The sequence below is a fragment of the Desulfomicrobium apsheronum genome, from assembly GCF_900114115.1.
Lineage (GTDB): Bacteria > Desulfobacterota > Desulfovibrionia > Desulfovibrionales > Desulfomicrobiaceae > Desulfomicrobium > Desulfomicrobium apsheronum.
Genome location: NZ_FORX01000001.1, coordinates 219,147 through 240,056, shown reverse-complemented (window position 1 = coordinate 240,056; position 20,910 = coordinate 219,147). Strand labels below are relative to the sequence as shown.

22 protein-coding genes are annotated in these 20,910 nt (G+C 53.6%); 4 read left to right on the top strand and 18 right to left on the bottom strand.

Features of this window, described 5'->3' with window-relative positions:
• Positions 1-64: 64 nt before the first annotated feature.
• From BMZ40_RS01060 to BMZ40_RS00980, 17 genes are all read right to left on the bottom strand, one after another.
• On the bottom strand, positions 65-1,618 hold the full coding sequence (locus tag BMZ40_RS01060; protein ID WP_092372290.1) for an oligosaccharide flippase family protein: 1,554 nt from the start codon (positions 1,616-1,618) through the stop codon (positions 65-67).
• Complete coding sequence (locus tag BMZ40_RS01055; RefSeq protein WP_092372289.1) at positions 1,611-2,885, bottom strand: Coenzyme F420 hydrogenase/dehydrogenase, beta subunit C-terminal domain; 1,275 nt, start codon at positions 2,883-2,885, stop codon at positions 1,611-1,613. The genes BMZ40_RS01060 and BMZ40_RS01055 overlap by 8 nt, the downstream gene beginning before the upstream one ends.
• A complete protein-coding gene (locus tag BMZ40_RS01050) occupies positions 2,872-4,020 on the bottom strand; it encodes a polysaccharide pyruvyl transferase family protein (protein WP_092372288.1) in 1,149 nt (382 codons plus the stop codon). Before BMZ40_RS01050 ends, BMZ40_RS01055 begins: the two co-directional genes overlap by 14 nt.
• A gap of 77 nt (positions 4,021-4,097) precedes the next feature.
• On the bottom strand, positions 4,098-5,252 hold the full coding sequence (gene wecB / locus BMZ40_RS01045; RefSeq protein ID WP_092372479.1) for a non-hydrolyzing UDP-N-acetylglucosamine 2-epimerase: 1,155 nt from the start codon (positions 5,250-5,252) through the stop codon (positions 4,098-4,100).
• Positions 5,253-5,511: 259 nt separating this feature from the next.
• Positions 5,512-5,745, bottom strand: coding sequence for a nucleotidyltransferase family protein (locus tag BMZ40_RS01040; RefSeq protein WP_218143731.1), 234 nt, complete (start codon positions 5,743-5,745; stop codon positions 5,512-5,514).
• 20 nt (positions 5,746-5,765) lie between these two features.
• Complete coding sequence (hepT, locus tag BMZ40_RS01035) at positions 5,766-6,197, bottom strand: type VII toxin-antitoxin system HepT family RNase toxin (protein ID WP_092372287.1); 432 nt, start codon at positions 6,195-6,197, stop codon at positions 5,766-5,768.
• Positions 6,190-6,588, bottom strand: a complete 399-nt coding sequence (gene mntA / locus BMZ40_RS01030; protein ID WP_177192948.1) for a type VII toxin-antitoxin system MntA family adenylyltransferase antitoxin — start codon at positions 6,586-6,588, stop codon at positions 6,190-6,192. The genes hepT (BMZ40_RS01035) and mntA overlap by 8 nt, the downstream gene beginning before the upstream one ends.
• A 23-nt stretch (positions 6,589-6,611) precedes the next feature.
• A complete protein-coding gene (locus BMZ40_RS01025) occupies positions 6,612-7,610 on the bottom strand; it encodes a GDP-L-fucose synthase family protein (RefSeq protein WP_092372285.1) in 999 nt (332 codons plus the stop codon).
• Positions 7,611-7,647: 37 nt separating this feature from the next.
• The gene (locus BMZ40_RS20125) at positions 7,648-7,833 is read right to left on the bottom strand and encodes a Fic family protein (protein ID WP_425429347.1); all 186 of its coding nucleotides are present in this window, start codon (positions 7,831-7,833) and stop codon (positions 7,648-7,650) included.
• Positions 7,834-8,138: 305 nt separating this feature from the next.
• Positions 8,139-9,257 (bottom strand): GDP-mannose 4,6-dehydratase, encoded by a 1,119-nt coding sequence (gene gmd, locus BMZ40_RS01015; protein ID WP_092372283.1) that lies wholly within the window; start codon positions 9,255-9,257, stop codon positions 8,139-8,141.
• A gap of 87 nt (positions 9,258-9,344) precedes the next feature.
• On the bottom strand, positions 9,345-9,779 hold the full coding sequence (gene hepT, locus BMZ40_RS01010; RefSeq protein ID WP_177192947.1) for a type VII toxin-antitoxin system HepT family RNase toxin: 435 nt from the start codon (positions 9,777-9,779) through the stop codon (positions 9,345-9,347).
• A complete protein-coding gene (locus BMZ40_RS01005; RefSeq protein WP_218143730.1) occupies positions 9,772-10,188 on the bottom strand; it encodes a nucleotidyltransferase domain-containing protein in 417 nt (138 codons plus the stop codon). Before BMZ40_RS01005 ends, hepT (BMZ40_RS01010) begins: the two co-directional genes overlap by 8 nt.
• Positions 10,189-10,252: 64 nt before the next feature.
• Entirely contained in the window at positions 10,253-10,570 is a 318-nt protein-coding gene (locus BMZ40_RS01000; RefSeq protein WP_092372281.1) for a nucleotidyltransferase domain-containing protein, read from the bottom strand.
• Complete coding sequence (locus BMZ40_RS00995; protein WP_177192946.1) at positions 10,546-10,929, bottom strand: HEPN domain-containing protein; 384 nt, start codon at positions 10,927-10,929, stop codon at positions 10,546-10,548. Before BMZ40_RS00995 ends, BMZ40_RS01000 begins: the two co-directional genes overlap by 25 nt.
• A 13-nt stretch (positions 10,930-10,942) precedes the next feature.
• Entirely contained in the window at positions 10,943-11,467 is a 525-nt protein-coding gene (locus tag BMZ40_RS00990) for a winged helix-turn-helix domain-containing protein (protein ID WP_092372279.1), read from the bottom strand.
• A gap of 109 nt (positions 11,468-11,576) precedes the next feature.
• Positions 11,577-11,861 carry a ComEA family DNA-binding protein gene (locus tag BMZ40_RS00985; protein ID WP_092372278.1) on the bottom strand — a complete coding sequence of 95 codons (285 nt, stop codon included), beginning with the start codon at positions 11,859-11,861 and terminating at the stop codon, positions 11,577-11,579.
• 251 nt (positions 11,862-12,112) lie between these two features.
• Positions 12,113-14,077: a peptidase U32 family protein gene (locus BMZ40_RS00980; protein WP_092372277.1), complete on the bottom strand. Its 1,965-nt coding sequence runs from the start codon at positions 14,075-14,077 to the stop codon at positions 12,113-12,115.
• Between the two features lie 250 nt (positions 14,078-14,327).
• Here BMZ40_RS00980 and BMZ40_RS00975 point away from each other — a divergent pair, with 250 nt between their 5' ends.
• Positions 14,328-15,374: a tetratricopeptide repeat protein gene (locus BMZ40_RS00975; protein WP_177192945.1), complete on the top strand. Its 1,047-nt coding sequence runs from the start codon at positions 14,328-14,330 to the stop codon at positions 15,372-15,374.
• A 3-nt stretch (positions 15,375-15,377) separates the two neighbouring features.
• On the top strand, positions 15,378-15,581 hold the full coding sequence (locus BMZ40_RS00970; protein ID WP_092372275.1) for a hypothetical protein: 204 nt from the start codon (positions 15,378-15,380) through the stop codon (positions 15,579-15,581).
• A gap of 24 nt (positions 15,582-15,605) precedes the next feature.
• Here BMZ40_RS00970 and BMZ40_RS00965 read toward each other — a convergent pair whose 3' ends face one another.
• A complete protein-coding gene (locus tag BMZ40_RS00965) occupies positions 15,606-16,325 on the bottom strand; it encodes a pseudouridine synthase (protein WP_092372274.1) in 720 nt (239 codons plus the stop codon).
• Between the two features lie 346 nt (positions 16,326-16,671).
• Here BMZ40_RS00965 and BMZ40_RS00960 point away from each other — a divergent pair, with 346 nt between their 5' ends.
• Together BMZ40_RS00960 and trmFO are read left to right on the top strand one after the other, a co-directional pair.
• Entirely contained in the window at positions 16,672-19,383 is a 2,712-nt protein-coding gene (locus BMZ40_RS00960) for a cation-transporting P-type ATPase (protein WP_092372273.1), read from the top strand.
• 137 nt (positions 19,384-19,520) lie between these two features.
• Positions 19,521-20,828 carry a methylenetetrahydrofolate--tRNA-(uracil(54)-C(5))-methyltransferase (FADH(2)-oxidizing) TrmFO gene (gene trmFO, locus BMZ40_RS00955; protein WP_092372272.1) on the top strand — a complete coding sequence of 436 codons (1,308 nt, stop codon included), beginning with the start codon at positions 19,521-19,523 and terminating at the stop codon, positions 20,826-20,828.
• Positions 20,829-20,910 lie beyond the last annotated feature (82 nt).

Sequence of the window (20,910 nt, the reverse complement as noted above, 5' to 3'; positions counted from 1 at the left end):
TTATTACTATAAAAAATGTTAAAATTTTTGTTTCATACAATTTTTCTAAATTTTAAAAATTAATCTATTTCAAAAAAAACAAAGCTGGTTTGATTGCACGCAAAAGCATTGATCTTTCACATTTATTAAACCCACACACACATATATATAAAGTGAAAAAAAGACTTCCAAATAATCCAATCAAAAAAATTATCGAATAATTTGGTTGAATATATTTTTTAGTAAAAAAATAATATAGAATTATAAAAATAGACGGGATGATAATATTCGGCAAAGATTTTTTTATATGATAATTAATCAGTTTCATATCAATCAGTCCTAAAACACCAATTGGCTGAAGAAAAAATTTCACAAAAAAAGTTACAACTGAAATACCAAATGCTAAACCTAATAGTTCAAAAGGAATAACCAATATTGCACATAGAATAATAGACGCTACTGAATGAATAGTATTTGTAATTGCATAAAATTTCTGTCTTGAAACTGCAAAAAGAAAACAAAGTGTTGGAATTTGTATCAAAGAAAAAAAAATGCCGATCAATAAAACATGAAGAATTGGGACAGCATTCAAATATTTCGCGCCCATCCATCTCTCTATAAAAGGGCTTGCGAGCATCATTGTCATTCCGACAGCAAACACTCCTAGATAGCACGAAAATTTATAACTAAAGAAATAGTAACGTTTCAATTTTTCATTCCCTTCTACACCGCCCGCGCCCTCTAACTGACTGAAAACAGGAGATAAATTTAGCAATATACCATTACATAGAGAAATAAGCATTTGGGTCAACCTTTCGGCAATAGCAAAAGGGGTCAATGCTGCAAGGCCGAGAAAAGGTGTAATAATCATCGGGTATGATTTATACCTGATGATATCAGTAATTTGGGTGACAAAAGAAGATGATGCGTATCCGAAAAAAACTTTTAAATTTTCGATATTCAATGCTGCTTTATTTAATCTGAAAGGACCATGTACGCGTCGAGCAAAACAAATGATTAAGAAACCATCAAAAACTGTATATATAGCTGCAACCATGGCCAACCCAATCAGTGAACCTTTATATGAGATGACCACAAACATAGTGCCTGCACGAAAAATATTGGTCAAAACATGAATGAGCGAAACGATATCTTTTCTGACATGAGCCTCCAAGATACCCAAAAAACATCGGGCGGGTAGCGCCGCCGAAAAAGCTAAAAGAGCAATCAGCAAAGCTAAAGAAATGACTTTTGCATCTTCCGCGCCAGACAAAAAACAAGGGACAAGTAGCCACACCCCAATACTCAAAAACAAACTGACTATAGCCAAAATTGCGAAACTGGCCAGGGCTATGCTGATCCAGTCATCAGCCGCGACCTTGTCCCCCTTACCCAAGGACTGAGAAACAAATCTCATGACTGCTTTTGAGAGCCCTAAATCCAAAAAACCAAAATATCCGGTTATTGTGCCTATCAAAACCCAAACACCGTAAAGTCTGTCTCCAAGTTGATTGACTACTATCGGCATTATCACCAAGCCAATAATGGTTGTTGCTACTAGTGACAAAACAGTTGCTGCTGCACCACGGAAAATTTTTATTCCTACTTTTTGGCTTGAACTTTCAACCATCTTAATCATTCGCTTTTTTAGACCTGATCGAAATATTTTTCAAACAAGCGAATTTTTGTTTATATAATTTTTTGAAAGTCAGTAATTCATTATAGATTATTTTTAATAATCTTTTTAAATGAAAAGGAAGTAAATTATTAATTTTTCTTTTACATTTTATATTTGATTTACAAAACTGAATCACTAGAGATTCAAAATTATCTAGATTCGTATAAGCGGAAAAAAATTTTTCTCTGCTCGAATTTGATTTTGTTGTTTTAAAGAAAAGAGGATTAAATTGCTCTAATTCTTCCATCTTCAACGGAAAAAATTTAATGACAGATTTCATATCGTGAAAAACAGATTCTCCTTTGTGGGTGTTGCATACAATTGTTGAAAAGTTCCGGTGATCCATCATTCTCGGGAAAATATGAAATTTTCCTTTAAGATCCGAAATAGTGATGTCGCTTAATCGGTTGCGATTTCGAAATTTACAACATTCTCCACATGTTGCTCGCAAACACAATTGGGAGAGGAAGAAACTTTGGTAAGGATCAGATGACTCCAATAGATGTTCTCCGTCTTCGAATTCATAACGACAAACGAAATCGTGCCAATTACCCATCCGTTGAATGCGGTTTCGAAACGAATAGCTAACTAACTTTTTTCCAATTTTTTTTTCAATTGCTTTTAAAGAATCTGCAAAAACGCTAGGGCTTCCTACACCGTGGCATATGAAATCAATACATAAAAGATTTTTAAATTTTTTTCCCAAAAATGCTCGCAAACCAGCGATCTGACATGGAGTACCGCTGAATATAACTTTCATCCCTTTTTCTAAAAATTTCTTAGCTTCGGAAAAGCTATCCCCTATCACGCTTTGCACATACTTTGATTTACAGAAGGGACCAATATTTTCTATACCTATTACAAAGGAGTGAACCACGCACAAACCATCAAACCGGGCACCGAAAACAACTGTTTCTTGATCACCATACGCTTTGCATATTTCGGAAAACGCCCCTCCCGATGAACTTGCCCTACGAATATCAGGATCAAGGGAAATGGCCGCCACTGCGTGTTGGTCAATTTCTGGCACGATTTCCGTCTGTTTGGTTAGAATGGGGCAGGAATTATCACACAAACCGCAACCTAAGCATTGATCCGTCACAGATGGATACAAAAAACCTTCCTCGTTGCTTACGAGTTGAATATACCCATGAGGACAAGCATTAGAACAGGCAGAGCAACCTGTACATTCATGTAGCGTTAAACATAAAATTTTAGGCTTGTACATAATTTTTGCGCTTGGAACAACTATCTACAAGTGCAGATTCCAGATATTTTAGTGACTTAGACCGCTCCTTGTCTAATATTGTATTCACAGCAGCATAATTTATACATTCATCCATGTCTTTTATCACCATCTTGTCTTGAACAAGACGTTTCTGGAGAGAAAATAAACTTAATAAATTTCTTATTCTAGAATTTTGGCAAATTGGATGATCTTCTGCAAAACGCATAAATACTCCAAAAGGCTTATTCAAATTCAATGCAAATGCAGCACCGTGAAATGAATCACTAAAAACTATAGCTGCATTATTCACCAGATCTATAAAATCGAGGGGACCGGCATCAGCCAGACATATATCACCCCATGAATAGTCACCTTTACGAAAAGGAATAACAACGATTTTGTACCCTTTATAGTTTCGATAGGTTTCGACAGCTTGTCTATGTTGATGATTTTCTCCAAGAAAAAGGCACAAGATATAAGGTTCCTTTGGAGCTATTGAACTTTTAACCTTTGCCAACCACTCTGTTTTGTCGATCATCAAGGTAGGGTCTAAGACCACGGGAATATCAAGGCCGGTCAATTCGCGAATGATAGCCGAACCTTCCTTTTCACGGATTGAAAGATAACCGATATTGGAAATCAATGATGCCATCCTTCCCTTAAGGTGATCCGGAATTAACGGGAGTCCGATACTAGGGGCGTAAGCGATTTTTCTCGACTTCTCTGAAATAAAGTCGATGTAAAAAAACTCGTTGAATTGGTTTGGCGCCCATATTTGATCACTGCCACATACAAAGACTTCATAAATTTCATTAGTCTTAGTCACGTCATTTGGTGAATAAATTTTAGTGCTCTCTTTTATAAATTCTTCAACAAATTGATGGAATTTATTACGGCGCACCGCAATTTCTGGACAAGTTATCTTTCGAAAATATGATGCAAATTTGTTTTTTAAAAACTGGCTCGGATTTGCCAGCAAAGCTATAATTTTCTGTTTTCTATTCTGCCCAAAAAAACATCTAATATGTTCGCAATCGTAACCTAGTTTTCTGATAATCATTTGCATAGCGCATGCCTGCAAAACTGATCCGAAATTGATATTTTTGTAATAAGAAACTATTCCAACTTTATTCATATTAAATAACCTAATAAAATTAATAAGTTTTTTTTAAATTACTGCGGAATAATTTATAGTCATCAACCTAAAACACTCTACAAATTCGAAGCAATCCGCCCAGCGGCTTTACCATCACCATAGGGATTGATTGCTCGCGTCATTTGCTTGTAGGCCGCATCATCATTCAGCAAATCACATACATTTCTTTGGATTACCTCGATGTCGGTCCCCACAAGCTTTACTGTCCCCGCTTCGACTGCCTCTGGCCTTTCTGTTGTCTCGCGCATAACCAACACTGGTTTGCCCAAAGAAGGTGCCTCCTCTTGAATTCCACCCGAATCAGTTAAAATCACAAAAGAGCGACTCATTAGGAAAACAAAGGGGAGGTAATCCAGTGGGTCAATCAGATATATGTTCAATCTCTCACGGAGAATTCGCCGCACCGGCTCTTGGACATTGGGGTTGAGGTGGACAGGATAAATAATGTCCACATCTGGATGCATGGTCGCAATCTCTGCCAGGGCATGACAGATGTTTTCAAACCCCTGCCCAAAATTTTCACGCCGATGCCCTGTGACCAGAATAAGTCGACGGGAACTCGGCGAATGCTCACCTGCCAAGGCGGGCTTCAACGCGGGGAAACGGCGAATAAGATCCGCTTGGAGATCATCCCCAAGCCCATTCTTCCTGATCTGCTCAACAACCATGAAAAGGGCATCGATGACCGTATTGCCCGTCACATGGATGGATTCAGGAGAGACTCCTTCGGCCAATAAATTTTTCCTGCTGAGAGGGGTTGGCGCGAAGTGCAAGGAAGCAAGGCGGCCGGTTATCTGGCGGTTCATCTCTTCCGGCCACGGGCTGTATATGTTCCCCGTGCGCAACCCCGCCTCGACATGCCCCACCGGAATTTGCTGATAGAACGCGGACAATGCCGCTGCCGTGGAGGTGGAGGTATCTCCGTGTACCAGGACCACATCGGGCCGGGCTGATTTCAGAACCTCGCGCATGCCCAGCAGAACCCTGGAAGTCACATCGTAGAGATCTTGACCGGCCTGCATGATGTCCAGGTCATAATCCGGCACAATCCCGAAAATATGCAGCACCTGATCCAGCATTTGCCGATGCTGGGCCGTAACGCACACCACTGTCTCGAACGTGTCCGGGTGCTTTTGAAGTTCCTTGACCAGTGGCGCCATTTTAATGGCTTCCGGACGGGTGCCAAAGACGAGAAGAATGCGTTTTTTCATAAGTGGCATGGTGGCTGATGTTCCTTGAGCTATTCCGTGAATCTGATCTCACTGCGATTAACCCGACTCCATGCGCATGGGGTCAGGTCTTCTTTTGACGATACTTCTGTTCGCATCCGCGACCGTTCAGAGAAAGTACGCTATCCCAAATTTTCGACCGCAACGCATCGACATCACTGTTGTTCAAAACCACAACATAACCCCTTGGACCCATGCGATACGCAAATTTCAGGACGGCACGTCCGAGCCGGGTAATCCACTAGCACGTCGATTTTTTGTTCCCCAAGAGCCAACTTGACCCTGGCCAAAAACCGGAGCTGGGCTTAGAAAAGGGGGCATGGCCCACCGTACCTGTCTCCACCAGCAGATTGATTTCTCCACCTCGCCGAGCATCATCCACGCGTGACCCGAAAAGAAAAACCTTGGCGTCTGCTCCGAAAGCTTTCCAAGCCTCGGCGCGAATCATTCGGCGCTCTTTTTCCATGATACGCATGCCCTCTCCTTGCGGCAGGTTCACTTCCTCGCACCGTTCCCGGCGAGCCACCCCTCAACTTCGCGCATATACTCCGCAAAAATTTCCACATGTCGCTCAACGACATCATGAACAATCTGCCAATTCACGGCGACATAATCGTGCACGGCCACATTACGCAGGCCGACGCTTCTGCGAAGGGCGTTTGCCGTATTTTCTGAAATGACTCCGTGTTCGCGTAACGCGATGAAGGTCTCCCCCATCATGTCTGGTAGCGTTCCGGAGAAATCGGAGAGTATGTGCAAGGCGATGTCTACACTCAGTTGCACCGCGCGTTGGAGGTTCACGCTCAAGATATCCTGCAGATCATAATTGCGAAGCAGTTCTTCATGCGTGAACCCACGCTTGGAACGGATTCTGTCCACGCATCTGCCAAGGGATTCCATTTTTCGAAAAATGAGCATTTCATCCATTCAGGCTTCTCCTCACCTTGTCCTTGAGCGCCCGGAGCAGCATTGGCCGCATATCTTCCCGGTACGCCATCGCCCGAATGGCCAGTTCAGCCAGAAGGGAAGTATCCCGCTTCACCGCGACTTCCCCGCCCAGGATAATCTGCGCCAGAAATTCCCCCTGCGCAGTACGCAAATCGGCCACATCGACCTCGCACCCCAGCGCTTCCGATAAGCGGGCGCTTAAATCACCACGGCGATATGGTGACATCTCAACGTTCAAGGCCAAAGCCACGTCTGCATCCGAACCTGCATGGGTTTTCCCGGATGTCTGCGAGCCGAATAAAATGGCCAGCCGAATATCCGGGTCTGTCAGGGTTTGCCTGATCGTATGCAACATGTCCTCTGTTTTCATTGCGAATGCTCCCGCACCCATTTTCAATCCCTGAAAAAATCCCCATACGCGAGCCCAATCCCCTCAGGCAAAATAACACCCGGCCGCCAACCCATGCCGCTGATCCTCGACACATCGAGGAGCTTCTGCGGCGTCCCATCCGGCTTGCTCTCGTCAAACACAATCTCACCCTTAAAACCAACAACCTCCGCCACCATGCCCGCAAGTTCGGCGATGGTAACATCCTCGCCACACCCGATATTGACCAAAGGCGGTTCGGTCTCGTTAAATAGCGCTTCGGCATTCCCAGCCTCACCCATCAGAAACACGCACGCACCTGCGAGGTCGTCGCTGTAGAGAAATTCACGACGCGGCGATCCCGTGCCCCAGACTGTAAAACTCCTGTCACCCCGCACCTTCGCTTCATGCGCTTTACGGATCAGGGCGGGCAGGACGTGGCTGGTTTGCAGGTCGTAGTTGTCGCCCGGGCCGTAGAGGTTGGTGGGCATGACGGCCAGATATCTGGTGCCGTACTGGCGGTTGTAGGCCCAGCACATCTCGATACCCGCGATCTTGGCCACGGCGTAGGGACGGTTAGTGGGCTCCAGGGGGCCGGTCAACAGATAGGATTCGCGGATGGGCTGCGGACAATCCCGAGGATAGATGCAGCTTGAGCCCAGGAAAAGGAGGCGTTGCACGCCAGTCTGATAGGCGCTGTGGATGACGTTGGTCTGGATGGCCAGGTTTGCGTGGATGAAATCCGCCGGGTACGTATTATTGGCTTGGATGCCGCCGACCTTGGCAGCGGCCAGGAAGACGTGGCTTGGCCGTTCCTTTTCGAAAAATGCACTCACCGCGGCCTGATCCATGAGATCAAGCGACTCCAGACGCACGCGGCTTGAGGCAGTGGGGCCGAAATCCGGCACCTTGCGGTTGATGGAGCCAAGGATATTTTCGTAGCCTTGGTCCAGAAGGGCACGCACCAAGGCGCTGCCGACCATGCCGGCCGCTCCGACCACGAGGATTTTGTCTGTCTTGTTCATATGTTTGTCATCGTTACGCGCTGTCCATTTTTCACTATCATACTGGCCTGATTCGATATTTTTGCAAGCGACTCTTGGGCTTCTCGGGGATGGTGCACTCTATCATTCCAGATTCGAGCAAAGCACGCACCACTTTGTTGAGCTGCCCCGATACTCTCTTCTGCCCAAGCCGAGCTGAAATCTCGGCCTTGCCTGTGGGCCTTTCCGTCAGAATTCGCAGCACACCGTTTTCCAACGACTCTGGCTGTGACTTGCCTGGGTGGTCGAAGACTCTCGGAATTTAAGGCACGGATTCCCGCCTTCGCGGGAATGACACACTGCCCGTGCGCCACGCCATGGCCATTTCTGAGCCCGCTCATCCGCAGCCTTCTTAATGTTATCCCCATTATATCATTTGCCACTAAGGCTGTTCAAAAAGGTTCGAGGGCAAGGCGCAAGGTGAAAGGGGGAGCCGAAGTGTAGTTGCCTACATGAAGACTCCATTTTCGCCGCAGCAACGCAGCAAACGGGCCTTTTTCAACAGCCGCTTCACTCCTGCGGAGTATTGACGCAAAATCCCGCCCGCACGCACAGTTCTTCCTTCTTGGCCTCTTCCAAGTCCGCGCGCACCATTTCGGCGACCAGCTCCCGGAAGCTGATCTTCGGCTTCCAGCCGAGCTTCTCCTTTCCCTTGGACGGGTCGCCAAGCAGGGTCTCCACCTCGGTGGGTCTGAAATAGCGCGAGTCCACGGCCACAATGGTCTTGCCATTGGCCGGATTCACGCCCTTCTCATCCACGCCTTCGCCGGAAAATTCGATGGTCATGCCAAGTTCCCTGGCCGCCGCCTGCACGAAGTCGCGTACGGAATGCTGCTCGCCCGTGGCGATGACGTAATCATCCGGAGTCTCCTGCTGCAGCATGAGCCACTGCATCTCCACATAGTCCTTGGCATGACCCCAGTCGCGCAGGGCATTCAGGTTCCCAAGATACAGGCAGTCCTGCAGGCCGAGGTAAATTCTGGCCATGGCCCGGGTGATCTTGCGGGTGACGAAGGTCTCGCCGCGCAGGGGGGACTCGTGGTTGAAGAGGATGCCGTTGCAGGCATACATGCCGTACGCTTCACGGTAATTGACCGTGATCCAGTAAGCATAGAGTTTGGCGCAGGCGTACGGCGAACGCGGATAAAAGGGAGTCTTCTCGGTCTGGGGGACTTCCTGCACCAGACCGTAGAGCTCCGATGTGGAGGCCTGATAAAAACGCGTCTTCTTCTCCAGCCCCAAAATACGGATGGCCTCCAGCATGCGCAGCGCCCCCAGGGCGTCGACATTGGCCGTGTATTCCGGAGTTTCAAAGGAAACCTGCACATGAGACTGGGCAGCCAGATTGTAAATCTCGTCAGGCTGGACCTGCTGGATTATCCGGATCAAATTCGAGGCATCGGCCAGATCGCCGTAATGCAGAAAAAACCTGCGACCCTGCTCGTGCGGATCCTGATAGAGGTGGTCTACCCGATCCGTATTGAAAAGCGAAGCTCGGCGCTTGATGCCATGGACCTCGTATCCCTTGGCCAGCAGAAACTCAGCCAGATAGGCTCCGTCCTGGCCAGTGATGCCTGTGATGAGGGCTTTCTTTGGTGCACCCGCCCGCTCCGATTCGTTTTTATGCATGTCTTTTTCTCTGCTTTTATCTCAGGTTCTGAAATCCGCGAAAACCTAATAGTCTCAAATAGATATACTCCAACGACACAAAGAAAATCATAAACCCGCAGAATCATCCCCTGAGTCCAGATATGCTGTCAACATTGCCAACACGTCCATAAGAAAAGCGTATTCCCGCTTCTTCACAATGGCGCTGACCACAACGTCGTCGATGTTAAGATAATCGTGCACCAGGATGTTTCGAAAGCCCACGATCCTCAGCAACCTCGCATGGGTATCGTGGTCCAACACGCCCATGCGCCGTAATTCATCCAGGCTCTCCCGGCTCTTTGCCACCCGGATTCCCAAAGCTGTCTCGGCCACATATCGCGACATGCCGATGACCGACTCCACAAGAATCTGCAGCGCCCGCTGAATCGCCAGGTTGTCCGTTTCCGAAACCGACTCCGACGAATCGTGAAAACTGTTAAGAATCCTCGTCATCCGCCTGGCATTGCCAAGCAGCTCGTGTTCGTACAATTCATCACGCATGGCTGTAATCCTTTTCGATACGCGAGGTGATCGCCCCTTCGACTCTACGCACTCTCGGGACTCCCCGGTCAAAAAATCTGCGGCCATTGATGATGTTCCATTGCAGGGGCGGCGGCACATTCTCTATGTCCACGACGGACATCAGGCCATACATCTTCAATTCGCGTTCCAGCAGGGCCTCCAGCTCTTGCGGGCGCAGAGCCCTTTCGACCGGATCGGCAAGATAATCGGAAAACAGGACTCCAACATCCCAATCACTGTCTGGACGAGCCGCGCCCCTGGCCCGGGAGCCGTAGAGATACATGGCATCGATCGTGAAGCTGCCCAAGGCGATGGATTCGATACGCTTCAAGGTATCGATCAATTCCTCACTTAGGCTGTTCATCCCTGCATCAACTCTCTTTTTCACCTAAATATCCTTTACGACCTCAGCCTCAAAAACCTCGCGAACTCAATCGGTCTTTGTGAAATTATTACACAATTTCCTCGCCATGCAGTCTGATCTCTTCCACAAGCGTGCCCCCAGCGGCAAAATCCTCGGGGCTGAATGGAATTGGCTCAATATTATTATTAATCTTTCTGCGAAGCGGAACAATTTTACGTCGGTCCATGAATCGATCGCCTGTAAAAAATGGCGAAACCAAAGCCACATCCACGTCGCTTTCTTCCCTTGCAGTGCCTCTGGCCCAAGATCCAAAAAGAAGCGCCTTATCCACGGAAATTCCGTTTTCACGAAGAACGGCAATATATTTCCGAACATCCTGAATTATGCAATCTTTTTGGCAATCCATGCTTTCATCTCCCTGATAAAATCCAGATAGTGAAGCGCAAATTCACGCGTGCATCTCTTTTTGAAGGAAAACTTCTCATCTGGATACCGAGCTTCAAGATTGAAATCGGTCACAGTCTCAAGCAATTCCTGCTGCTCGCAGGTCAGAGCCAACCCGCTCTTCTCGGCCAGAAAGACAAGTCTGTGCGTTAACGGTGGTGTTCCACCATGGATCAGAACAAAATAAGCCTTCAACATCTTTTCCAAAGTCAAATGTCCGAAAAACAGAGCGTAGGAATAGTCGCCTTTTTCAAAAAGATGACCAGCAACTTCCCAATCATTTTCAGCGGATATCAGCCAGAAATCAGACTTGCTCCCCATGATCACCTCGTGCTTAAACCACCTTCCAATGCGGCCGCCCCAAAAAAGTCTTCTTCGAATCCTCGAATTCATCCTCCCCAATCACCATCACTCTCAGCTTTCTTCGGATCTTGCCTTCGGTCAAGCGCACATACTCGCCCAGCCTGTCTGCCTTGACCTCGCCGACGATCAAAAGGTCGATGAGGCCGGAGTCCTTGCCCAGGGCGTAGTCGTCAAGGATGTAGACCGCATGCACGTCGCCAAGGTCCCGGCGGACGTCTTCGACCACCCGGTCGATGCCGAGGCTCTTTTTGACGATGGAGTGCAGTTCGGGAAAAATGGGGTGCTTGGTGTTGGCGCGAAAAAAAAGGGAACGGCCCTGTTTGTTTTTTTCCAGATAGCCGGCTTCGGTCAGGCTATCGAGTTCTTCCTTGACGGCATTGGGAGAGACGGCGAATTCCGTTGCCAACTCCCTGAGATAGCAGGATACATCAGGATTGAGGAACAGCTTGAGCAGCAATTGAATGCGCGTTTTAGATGAAAATAGTTCCGAAAGCATGGGCTTTTCGTACAGCCATTTTGAACGATATGCAAGAAAGCAGGCGACAAAAAAGCGACTCCCCGCAGTGTGAGGGGAGCCGCTTAAGCGAGGATGAAAACCAGCCGAACTACTCTTTTGCCTCCTTCGTTTGGCCTACGGTGACACGATCCTTGATGGTCTCGTACTTGGCCGGGCCAATGCCCTTCACTTCCTGAATCTCCTCCACCGTGGCGAAAGGGTGGGCTTCCCGGTACTCAACGATCTTGGCGGCGGTCACCGGCCCGATTCCGGGCAGGCTCGTGAGTTCCTGTACGGTCGCGGTGTTGATGTTGACCAGGTCCTGCGCAAAGCCCGGAGCGGCAAAAAAGCCCAGCAGCAAAACGCAGATCATCACATGCAAAAATTTCTTCATCAAATAACCTCCTTATGAATTTCGGAGGATCAATGCATAAATTCACGCCAATCCACAATATTGATTTATCAATGTACAAAACAAGTGAGCATCATGGACATAAACACATACAGGATCTCACTATGTATACGAAAAACAAAGAATGATCTTAACAAACACATACCATTTATTACGACACGCAACTACGTAAAAGCATAAAAAAAGCAGGCCTGACAAATCAGACCTGCTCCGTATCGGACATGCAAAAATGACTACAGCATTTTCAAATCCCAGTTCCAAAGCCCTTGGCGCTCCTTGATCGAGACCTTCTCGGGCACCGGCTCGTGCAAACGCGCCAAAAGGGCGTATCCGGCCTTTTCCAACTCCGTCCATTTCTCACTCAGATCGATTTCCCAATTGGGGAAGGTCCAGACCAGTCCGCCGTAGGTTCTTGACCAGAACTGCTCTCCCTTGGGACTCTGGAACGGTTCGCGTTCGCGCAGATTTTCCGAACGGATGCGCGAGACGCACAACGGATGGATGCCCTTGACCAGAATGCCGAGCGGCAAGGGCGACAGGGCCGGCAATTCCAAAAACCCCTGACGATCGAGTTCCGGGCTGACAAAGGCCCCGGCAAAACCCATGCGGGCAAGCTCCGCCAGGGCCAGCGGGTTGGCCGTGTTGCACATGGGCCCGGCCCAGAAGGTCTGGCGTTCGGGCTTGCCGAAAAGCCCCATCTGCCAGGGCGCGTTCAGCACGAACTGCCGGGCTCCAAGGCGGGTCATGTTGTCCAGGCACTCGGTCCAGGCCTTTTCCTCCCCGGGCCAGATCACGGGCGGCAGCCACCACCAGATGCGCCCGAAAATATTGCGGGAGATGTTCCGCTCCACGCCGGGGGTGAGCCATACGGCCTGCTCGCTCTGATTGCCGAGCCTGGCCGGAAGGCTGCGCCAGACGTCCATCTCGCGCGGCTTGCCCTTGCGCCGAACGGATCTGGGCAGGGTCGGCGAAAAGGTTGACTCCTTGGTCGGGCGGTCGAAAGCCAGATCTTTTTTCAGGTCCGCGATCAGGGCTTGCAACTCCCGCTCCCGGCGGTCCACCAGAAAGACCGGAGCGCCCTGGGGAGCGGGGCGCCCCTGCCCCTTGGCCAGCTCCAGGCGGCCGCCCTTCGGGATGTCGCGCCGGATTTTCACGGTCTGGTGCCCGGCCTGATCCTCGTAGCCGATGCGCAGCAGATCGCCGCTTTTGAGCGGCTCGCGCGGGGAGACGTAGGCGGCCTTGAACCCGCCTTGGACCTTGCCGACCATGTGCCCGGAAGCCGTCTGCTCCCGGTCGGCGATGGGGTTGCTGGGCCGATGCCCAAGAAAATTATAGTGCGAGGCCGGCCGCCCCAGCGCCATGTCCAAAAGCCCGAGGGCCGCCTTGCGCTGGGCCGGATCATCGCCGGCGTCACGCAGCATGCGATAGGCCGTGACCGTGTAATACACGTAATGGGGCCCCTTCTTGCGCCCCTCGATCTTCCAGGAGCAGGCCTTGTCCACCCCGCTCAAGGGGCGCACCAGCACATCCAGGGACAGGTCGTCACAGGAGAAGAACGAGGTCTTCTGGCTCTTCTGCTGATACTGACGGCGACAGGGCTGCACGCAGCGGCCGCGCAGGCCGCTTTTGCCGCCCAGATAACTCGACCAGTAGCACCTGCCCGAGACGGCATAGCACAGCGCGCCATGCACAAACACCTCAAGGCCCAACCCCTCGGGACAGCCGGCGGCGACGGCCTTAATCTCGTCGATGGACAACTCCCGGGGCAGCACCAGCCGGTCCACGCCCAGCGCCAGGATCTGCGGCAGCCCGGCGATGGTTCCGCCGTTGGCCAGGGTGGAGAGGTGCAGCTCGCCCTTGAACCCGGCCTGCCGGGCCAGGGCGGGCAGGCCGAGATCCTGCACGATGAGCGCGTCCGGCCCGACCTGGGTTTGCAGCCGGTGAATGAGACGGCCAGCCTGGTCCAGCTCGGGGGTCTTGAGCAGGTTGTTCATGGCCACATGCACACGAATACCCTTGGCATGGGCAAGTTCCGTCAGGGCCGCGAGCTCGGTCAGAGAGAAATTCTCCGCCTCCATGCGCGCGGAAAAATTTTTAAGCCCACAATAGATGGCGTCGGCGCCGGCGGCGATGGCGGCCAAAAAGCTGTCAATATCACCGGCCGGGGCGAGAATTTCGATTTTTTTCTTGATTTCCATGGGAAGACCAACGGCCCTGAGCCGAAAGTTGATGTCCGCAGGCGGGAGGCCAGCGGCGCTGCTGCGTATGAAAAGTTGATCAAAAGGCAGGCGAACTGATTCCGGGTAGCGTAACGGGCAGGGGGGCTGTCAAGGACCAATACGCGGCGGAGGCAGCCGAATGCTTGTGAACTACGCACTAAACGCGTATGACAATTGCACGACACTACCTAAGAACACGTAGGAAAACAGGACATGTAAGCACATGGGAATGACGGATCTCGTTTTCGTGGCCACAAGCCAAGACTCCCTTTTCCAGGAAACCAGGGATCACCTTGCCAAGCTCGGATACAGCAACTGCGCACGGTTTTCCTCGGGCAAGTCGGCGGTGGAGTTCATCAAATTCAATCCGGCCCGGATCATCATCGTCGACACGGAAGTCGAGGACCTGACCATCGCCGAATTCGTCAGCGCCCTGCGAGAAGTCCGGCAGGCGGAATACCTCCACATACTGGTCATTTCGGCGGAGCGGGCCGAGGAGTTCGTGCTTGGCGTCATCTCGGCCGGATGTTCGGGACTGGTTCTGCGCCCCTACAACCTGTCGGCCCTGGAAAAGCATATGGCCCAGTCCAGAAAGATGGTGCAGACCCAGGACAGTGATCGTGAAACCGTGGAGCAGGCCGAGACGCTCATCGTCCAGGGCAGATACGAGGACGCCATCGGCGACCTGACCCCCGTCGTCAACCAGGAGGACGAACAGGCCAGCCGCCTCTTCTTCCGGGGCTGCCAGTTTCTGGTGGACAAGAAGTGGTCCGACGCCCTCCAGGCCTTCAACCAGTCCCTGGCCCGCAACCAGACCTTCATCAAGGCTTACGAAGGACTGGCCCAAGCCTATCTGGGCAAGAACGACACCGACCGCTATCGCCATTATCTGCAAAAAGCTGCCGAAGAGTATGCAAAGCTCAACAACTTTGCCAAGGTCAAAAAAATATTCGTCGAAATCGTCAAATACGACATCAACGCGCCCAATCCGTACAATACACTTGGCATCAGGCTGCGTCAGGAAAAACAGTACAAGGAAGCCATTCAGGCTTATTTCCAGGCCGTCCAGCTCAGCCCCAAGGATGAGAACATTCACTACAACATGGCCAAAGCCTATTTTTGCGATGCCCAACCGGCAAACGCACTGGAATGCATCAAACTCGCTTTGGGGCTGTCTCCGGAACATCTCGAAGCGCTCAAGATGTACCGCCTGCTGACCGGCGTATCCTGGGAAGACAATTCAAACGCCCCCTTTCAGCCGCCCAAGGGGGTGTGATCCATGGCCAAATTCAGCACCTGCGCCATTTGCGGAAAACTGGTCGATATCGATCAGGAGTCGCACACCCTGTTTCATTGCCGCAACTTTCTGCTGCGTTCCTTCTATGGCGAAAATAACGAACACCGCCGCGCACGCCTGCAGGAACGCATCGACGCCCTGAACTCCCGCATGCGCGTCAAGGGCAACAACCTGCTCGATACCTGACCGCTTCTCCAGCAAAAACAAACGCTACTTCTTCGAAGAATTTCCGGCGCCCTTTGGCCACGCAAGGGCGTCCAGCGGCCCCAGGGCCTCAAGGGCGCTCCTGGTCGCACCCTCCAGAAAGACGGCTCCGCTTTTGGGCGGGCAGGCGTAGGCAAAATCCTTTCCGTCCAGGGAAAAACGCAGGGTGTGAGCGTGCAGATACATGCGATCCGGCCACTCCGGGACAATGGGGTGGTAGAGGACATCGCCCAGAACAGGCGCGCCCAGGCTCTTCATGGCCACGCGTAGCTGATGCGTGCGCCCGGTCATGGGTTTCAGGACGAAGAGGCGCAGGCCCGGCCGCACGGACCAACTCAAAAACCGCGTCCTTGCCGGACGCTCCATGGTCCGGGCCAGCATCCAGCTGCCCCGGCGCGAGCGGACCATGTCGCCCTGGATGAGCCCCTGCTTTTTGTGCGGGGCCATGTCCGACAGGGCGACGTAGTATTTACTGACGGCGCGTTCCCGAAACAGCCCGGCCAGGACCCCGGCCCACTCCCGGCTTTCGGCCAGCAGCAGTAACCCGGAGGTGGCCTTGTCCAGGCGGTGCACCGGAAAAACCCTCCGGCCCAACCGATCCCGGACCAGGGTGCACAGCCCGGGACGGCCGTCGCAATCATGAAAATCAAGCCCCGGATCCTTGTGCACGACAAAAAATCCGGGCTCCTGCGCGATCACTTCAAAATCCGGCACGCCGATCACCATTTCCTTTTCCCGCCAAGAACAAGACAGCGCCCGGAACGGCTCCATTCACGATGAACGCGAAGTCCTGAAACGGCCACGCAAAACGCCCAGACCCAGGCCTACAGGGCCGCAGATCGCACGGCGACAGTCGATTCCAAAAGCCCATGGATGAAGCCTCCGCGAGTTGTCCAGACAACGCCTGGCCGATGCTCGCGGCAGGAATGCCTCCGAACGGCCGCAAGACACGCCATTGCACTTCACTTCTTGAAGTTTGCCATTATGTGCTCTACTCAGTAAACACTTGTTTTTCCCAAAACCGACGTGGTTGCATTGCGTCTTCCCCATCACCAACACGAGGAGCGTTCATATGGATTGCTTTAGCGGAAAAGTCTGGCACCACCTGCCTTCAAAGGAAGTGCTGGAAGTATTCCAGGTCGACCCGGACAAAGGCCTGGACACTCTGCAGCTCAAGTGGCGGACGGACGAATTCGGTCCCAACTCACTGACCGCTCGCCGGGGCAAAACCAAGCTCGAACGCTTTCTGCTCCAGTTTCACCAGCCCCTGGTCTACATCCTCATCGCGGCCGGAATAATCACCGCAGCCCTTGGGGAGGTGGTGGATTCAGGAGTCATCGTCGGCGTGGTCCTGGTCAATGCCATCGTGGGCTACATCCAGGAAGCCAAGGCGGCCGGAGCGCTCGAAGCCCTCGCCAATTCCATGATCACCGAGGCGGTGGTCATCCGTTCGGGCTCCACCAGGCGCGTGGCGGCTTCCGAACTGGTTCCCGGAGACATCGTGGTTCTGCGCTCGGGCGACAAGGTTCCCGCCGACCTGCGCCTCGTCGCCATCAAGGATCTACGCGTGGACGAATCGGCCCTGACCGGCGAATCCGTGCCCGTAGGCAAATCCACAGACCTTTTGCCGCAGGATGCCGTCCTCGGTGACCGCCGCAACATGGCCTACGCCTCCACCCTGATCACCTACGGCCAGGCCACGGGTGTGGTCGTGGGCACCGGCGACTGCACTGAAATCGGCCGCATCTCGACCATGGTCTCCGAGGCCGATGAACTGGCCACGCCCCTGACCCGCAAGATCACAAGCTTCAGCCACATCCTGCTCTGGGCCATCCTGGGCCTGGCGGCCCTGACCTTCGCGGCGGGCGTCCTGCGCGGCGAGAAAGCCGCCGACATGTTCATGGCCGCCGTGGCCCTGGCCGTAGGCGCCATCCCCGAAGGCCTGCCCGCTGCCGTGACCGTCATCCTGGCCATGGGCGTCTCGCGCATGGCCTCGCGCGGTGCCATCATCCGCAAGCTCCCCGCCGTGGAAACCCTTGGCGGAGCCTCGGTCATCTGCTCGGACAAAACCGGCACCCTGACCGAAAACCAGATGACGGTCACCGCCATCTTCGCGGGCCGCGCCAGCCATGAGGTCAGCGGGACCGGCTATCGGCCCGAGGGTTCCATCGAAGGATTCAACGACACGGATCAGGCCCTGCGCACGACCCTGCTGGCCGGACTTCTGTGCAACGACACCCGCATTGAATATCTGGAAGGCGGGGAAAAGGTCATCGGCGACCCCACCGAGGCGGCGCTCATCGTGGCCGCCGGCAAAGGCGGCCTCGACCTTGATGCCGAATCCAAGGGCCTGCCCCGGCTCGACACCCTGCCGTTTGAATCCGAACACCAATACATGGGCACCCTGCACAACCAGGGCGCAGACACCCCTCGCCTGGCTTTCTTCAAGGGCTCGGTCGAAGCCATGCTCGACCGCGCGGCCATGGAGCTTCTGCCCGACGGCAGCCTTGCTCCGCTTGATCAGGCTGCAATCCGCGCCGAGGTCGAACGCCTCGGTCTCGACGGCATGCGCGTCCTGGCCATGGGCTGCAAGGAGCTGCCCAAGGACGCCTCCTCCCTTGATCACGGCGATGTCGCCTCCGACCTGATCTTCCTCGGCCTCACGGCCATGATCGACCCGCCGCGCCCCGAGGCCATCAAGGCCGTACAGGCCTTCCACCGCGCCGGAGTCAACGTGAAGATGATCACCGGTGATCACGCGGTCACGGCGGCGGCCATCGGCGTCCAGCTCGGCCTTGGCATACAGACGTGCCCCGGGCAGCCGACCTGCCAGGTCATGAGCGGTTCGGAGATGGCTCTCATGTCCGATGAAGAGCTGATCGCCAAGGCTGCGGACACCTCCGTCTTCGCCCGCGTCGCCCCGGATCAGAAGCTGCGCCTGGTCATGGCGCTGCAGAATCGAGGCGAAGTCGTGGCCATGACCGGCGACGGCGTCAACGACGCCCCGGCCCTGAAGCAGGCCGACATCGGCGTGGCCATGGGCAGAGGCGGCACCGAGGCGGCCAAGGAAGCTTCGGACATGATCCTGACCGACGACAATTTCGCCACCATCGAGGCGGCCGTGGAAGAAGGCCGGGGCGTGTATGACAACCTGCTCAAATTCATCGTCTGGACCCTGCCGACCAACGTCGGCGAAGGTTTGGTCATTCTCGCCGCCATCCTGATGGGAGTGGCCCTGCCCATCCTGCCGGTGCAGATCCTGTGGATCAACATGACCACGGCCGGATGTCTCGGCCTCATGCTCGCCTTCGAGCCCAAGGAACCGGGCATCATGGACCGCGACCCGCGCGACCCGCGCATGCCCATCCTGGACTCGGAGCTGTACATCCGCATCATGCTTGTGGGCGGCTTGCTCCTCATCGCCGCCTTCGGCCTCTACGAGTGGGAGCTGCGCACCACCGGCGTGCAGGAACAGGCGCGCACCGTGGCCGTCAACGTCTTCGTCATGGTCGAGGCCTTCTACCTCTTCAACAGCCGCTCCTTCACCCGCTCCCCCTTCGCCCTGGGCCTGTGGACAAACCCGTGGGTGGTCGCCGGATTCGGGATCATGGTAGTCCTGCAGCTCGCGTTCACCTACGTCCCGTTCATGAACGTCCTGTTCGGCAGCGCGCCCATCGGCCTGCTGCCCTGGCTCAAGATCATCGGAGTCTCGATTCTGGCCTTCATCATCATCGAAGTCGAAAAATGGCTCCGCAACCGTCCGGCAAAGGCCGTCAGAGCATAGACCGGGGAGGCCCGCCTCCCCTTTTTTCCCTGATGCCCGATCCGCGTAAAAACGGATCGGGCATCATTCATAACGATTGACCACGGCGCGACCATGAGCCACAAGTCCGCCTTTCACCACCATCACGGGAACAAGAGATGAGCACTACCTACGCAATAGTCGGGGCCGGACTGGCCGGATGCGAAGCCGCATGGCAACTGGCCCAGGCCGGATGCGACGTTGTCCTTTACGAGATGAAGCCCCAGCGCTTCTCCCCCGCCCATCAGAGCGAGGGCCTGGCCGAACTGGTCTGCTCCAACTCCTTTCGCTCGGCGGAGCCTGAAACCGGAATCGGCCTTTTGAAACTTGAAATGGCAGAGCTTGGCAGCCTGGTCATGGATGTGGCCAAAGGGGTTGAAGTGCCCGCCGGAAAGGCGCTGGCCGTGGACAGGGAGCTCTTCTCCCGTGAAATGACCAGACGGATCGAAGCGCACCCGCGCATCACCCTTATGCGCCGCGAAATCAGCAGCTTGGCCGAACTTGACGGGCAAGGATACGCCGCCCTGATCGTCACCGCCGGTCCCCTGGCCAGCGACGCCCTGTCCTCGGACCTGGCACGCATCGTCGGGCAGGATTCACTGGCTTTTTACGACGCCATCGCGCCCATCGTGCTCACGGAGTCGGTGGACATGAGCGTGGCTTTCTGGGCCTCGCGCTACGCCCCCGAGGACAAGGATTACCTGAACTGCCCCATGAACGAGGACGAGTACCTGGCCTTCGTGCGTGCGCTGGTGGCCGGAGAAAAGGTCGCTCCGAGGGAGTTCGAAAAGGAGATCCATTTCGAGGGCTGCCTGCCCATCGAGGTCATGGCCGAGCGCGGGGAAATGACCCTGGCTTTTGGCCCCTTGAAACCCGTGGGTCTCATCGATCCGCGCACCGGGGAGCAGCCCCATGCCGTAGTGCAGCTGCGCGCCGAGAACCGGGAAAAGACGGCCATGAACATGGTCGGATTCCAGACCAAACTCAAATACGGTGAACAAAAACGCATCTTCGCCACGATTCCCGGCCTCGCGCACGCCGAATTCCTGCGCATGGGCAGCATCCACCGCAACACCTACGTGCTGGCCCCGGAAGTCCTGACCCCGACCCTTGAACTGCGGGGCCGTCCGGGCACATATCTGGCCGGTCAGATCAGCGGCGTGGAGGGATATCTGGAATCGGCCGCAACAGGCCTGTGGCTTGGACTTTTTCTGGCGGGCCAGCGGGACCTCCCCCCGGTGGAAACGGCCCTGGGCGCGCTGCTCGGCCATCTGCGCACCCCGGCCAAGCACTTCCAGCCCTCCAACGTCCATTTTGGCCTCATGCCCGCCCTGAACCGCAAGGCCCCCAAGAAAAAGCGCAAGGAACTCTACGCGCAGCGAGCGCGGGAAGTCTGGACAAAGTGGATCGACGGAGATGGGGAATAGGAAAAGATGCCTCCGGCGGGCAGGGGACACGTCCCCTGCACCCCTTTCAGGGAGATGGGTATCCATACCGTAGGGGCGAAAA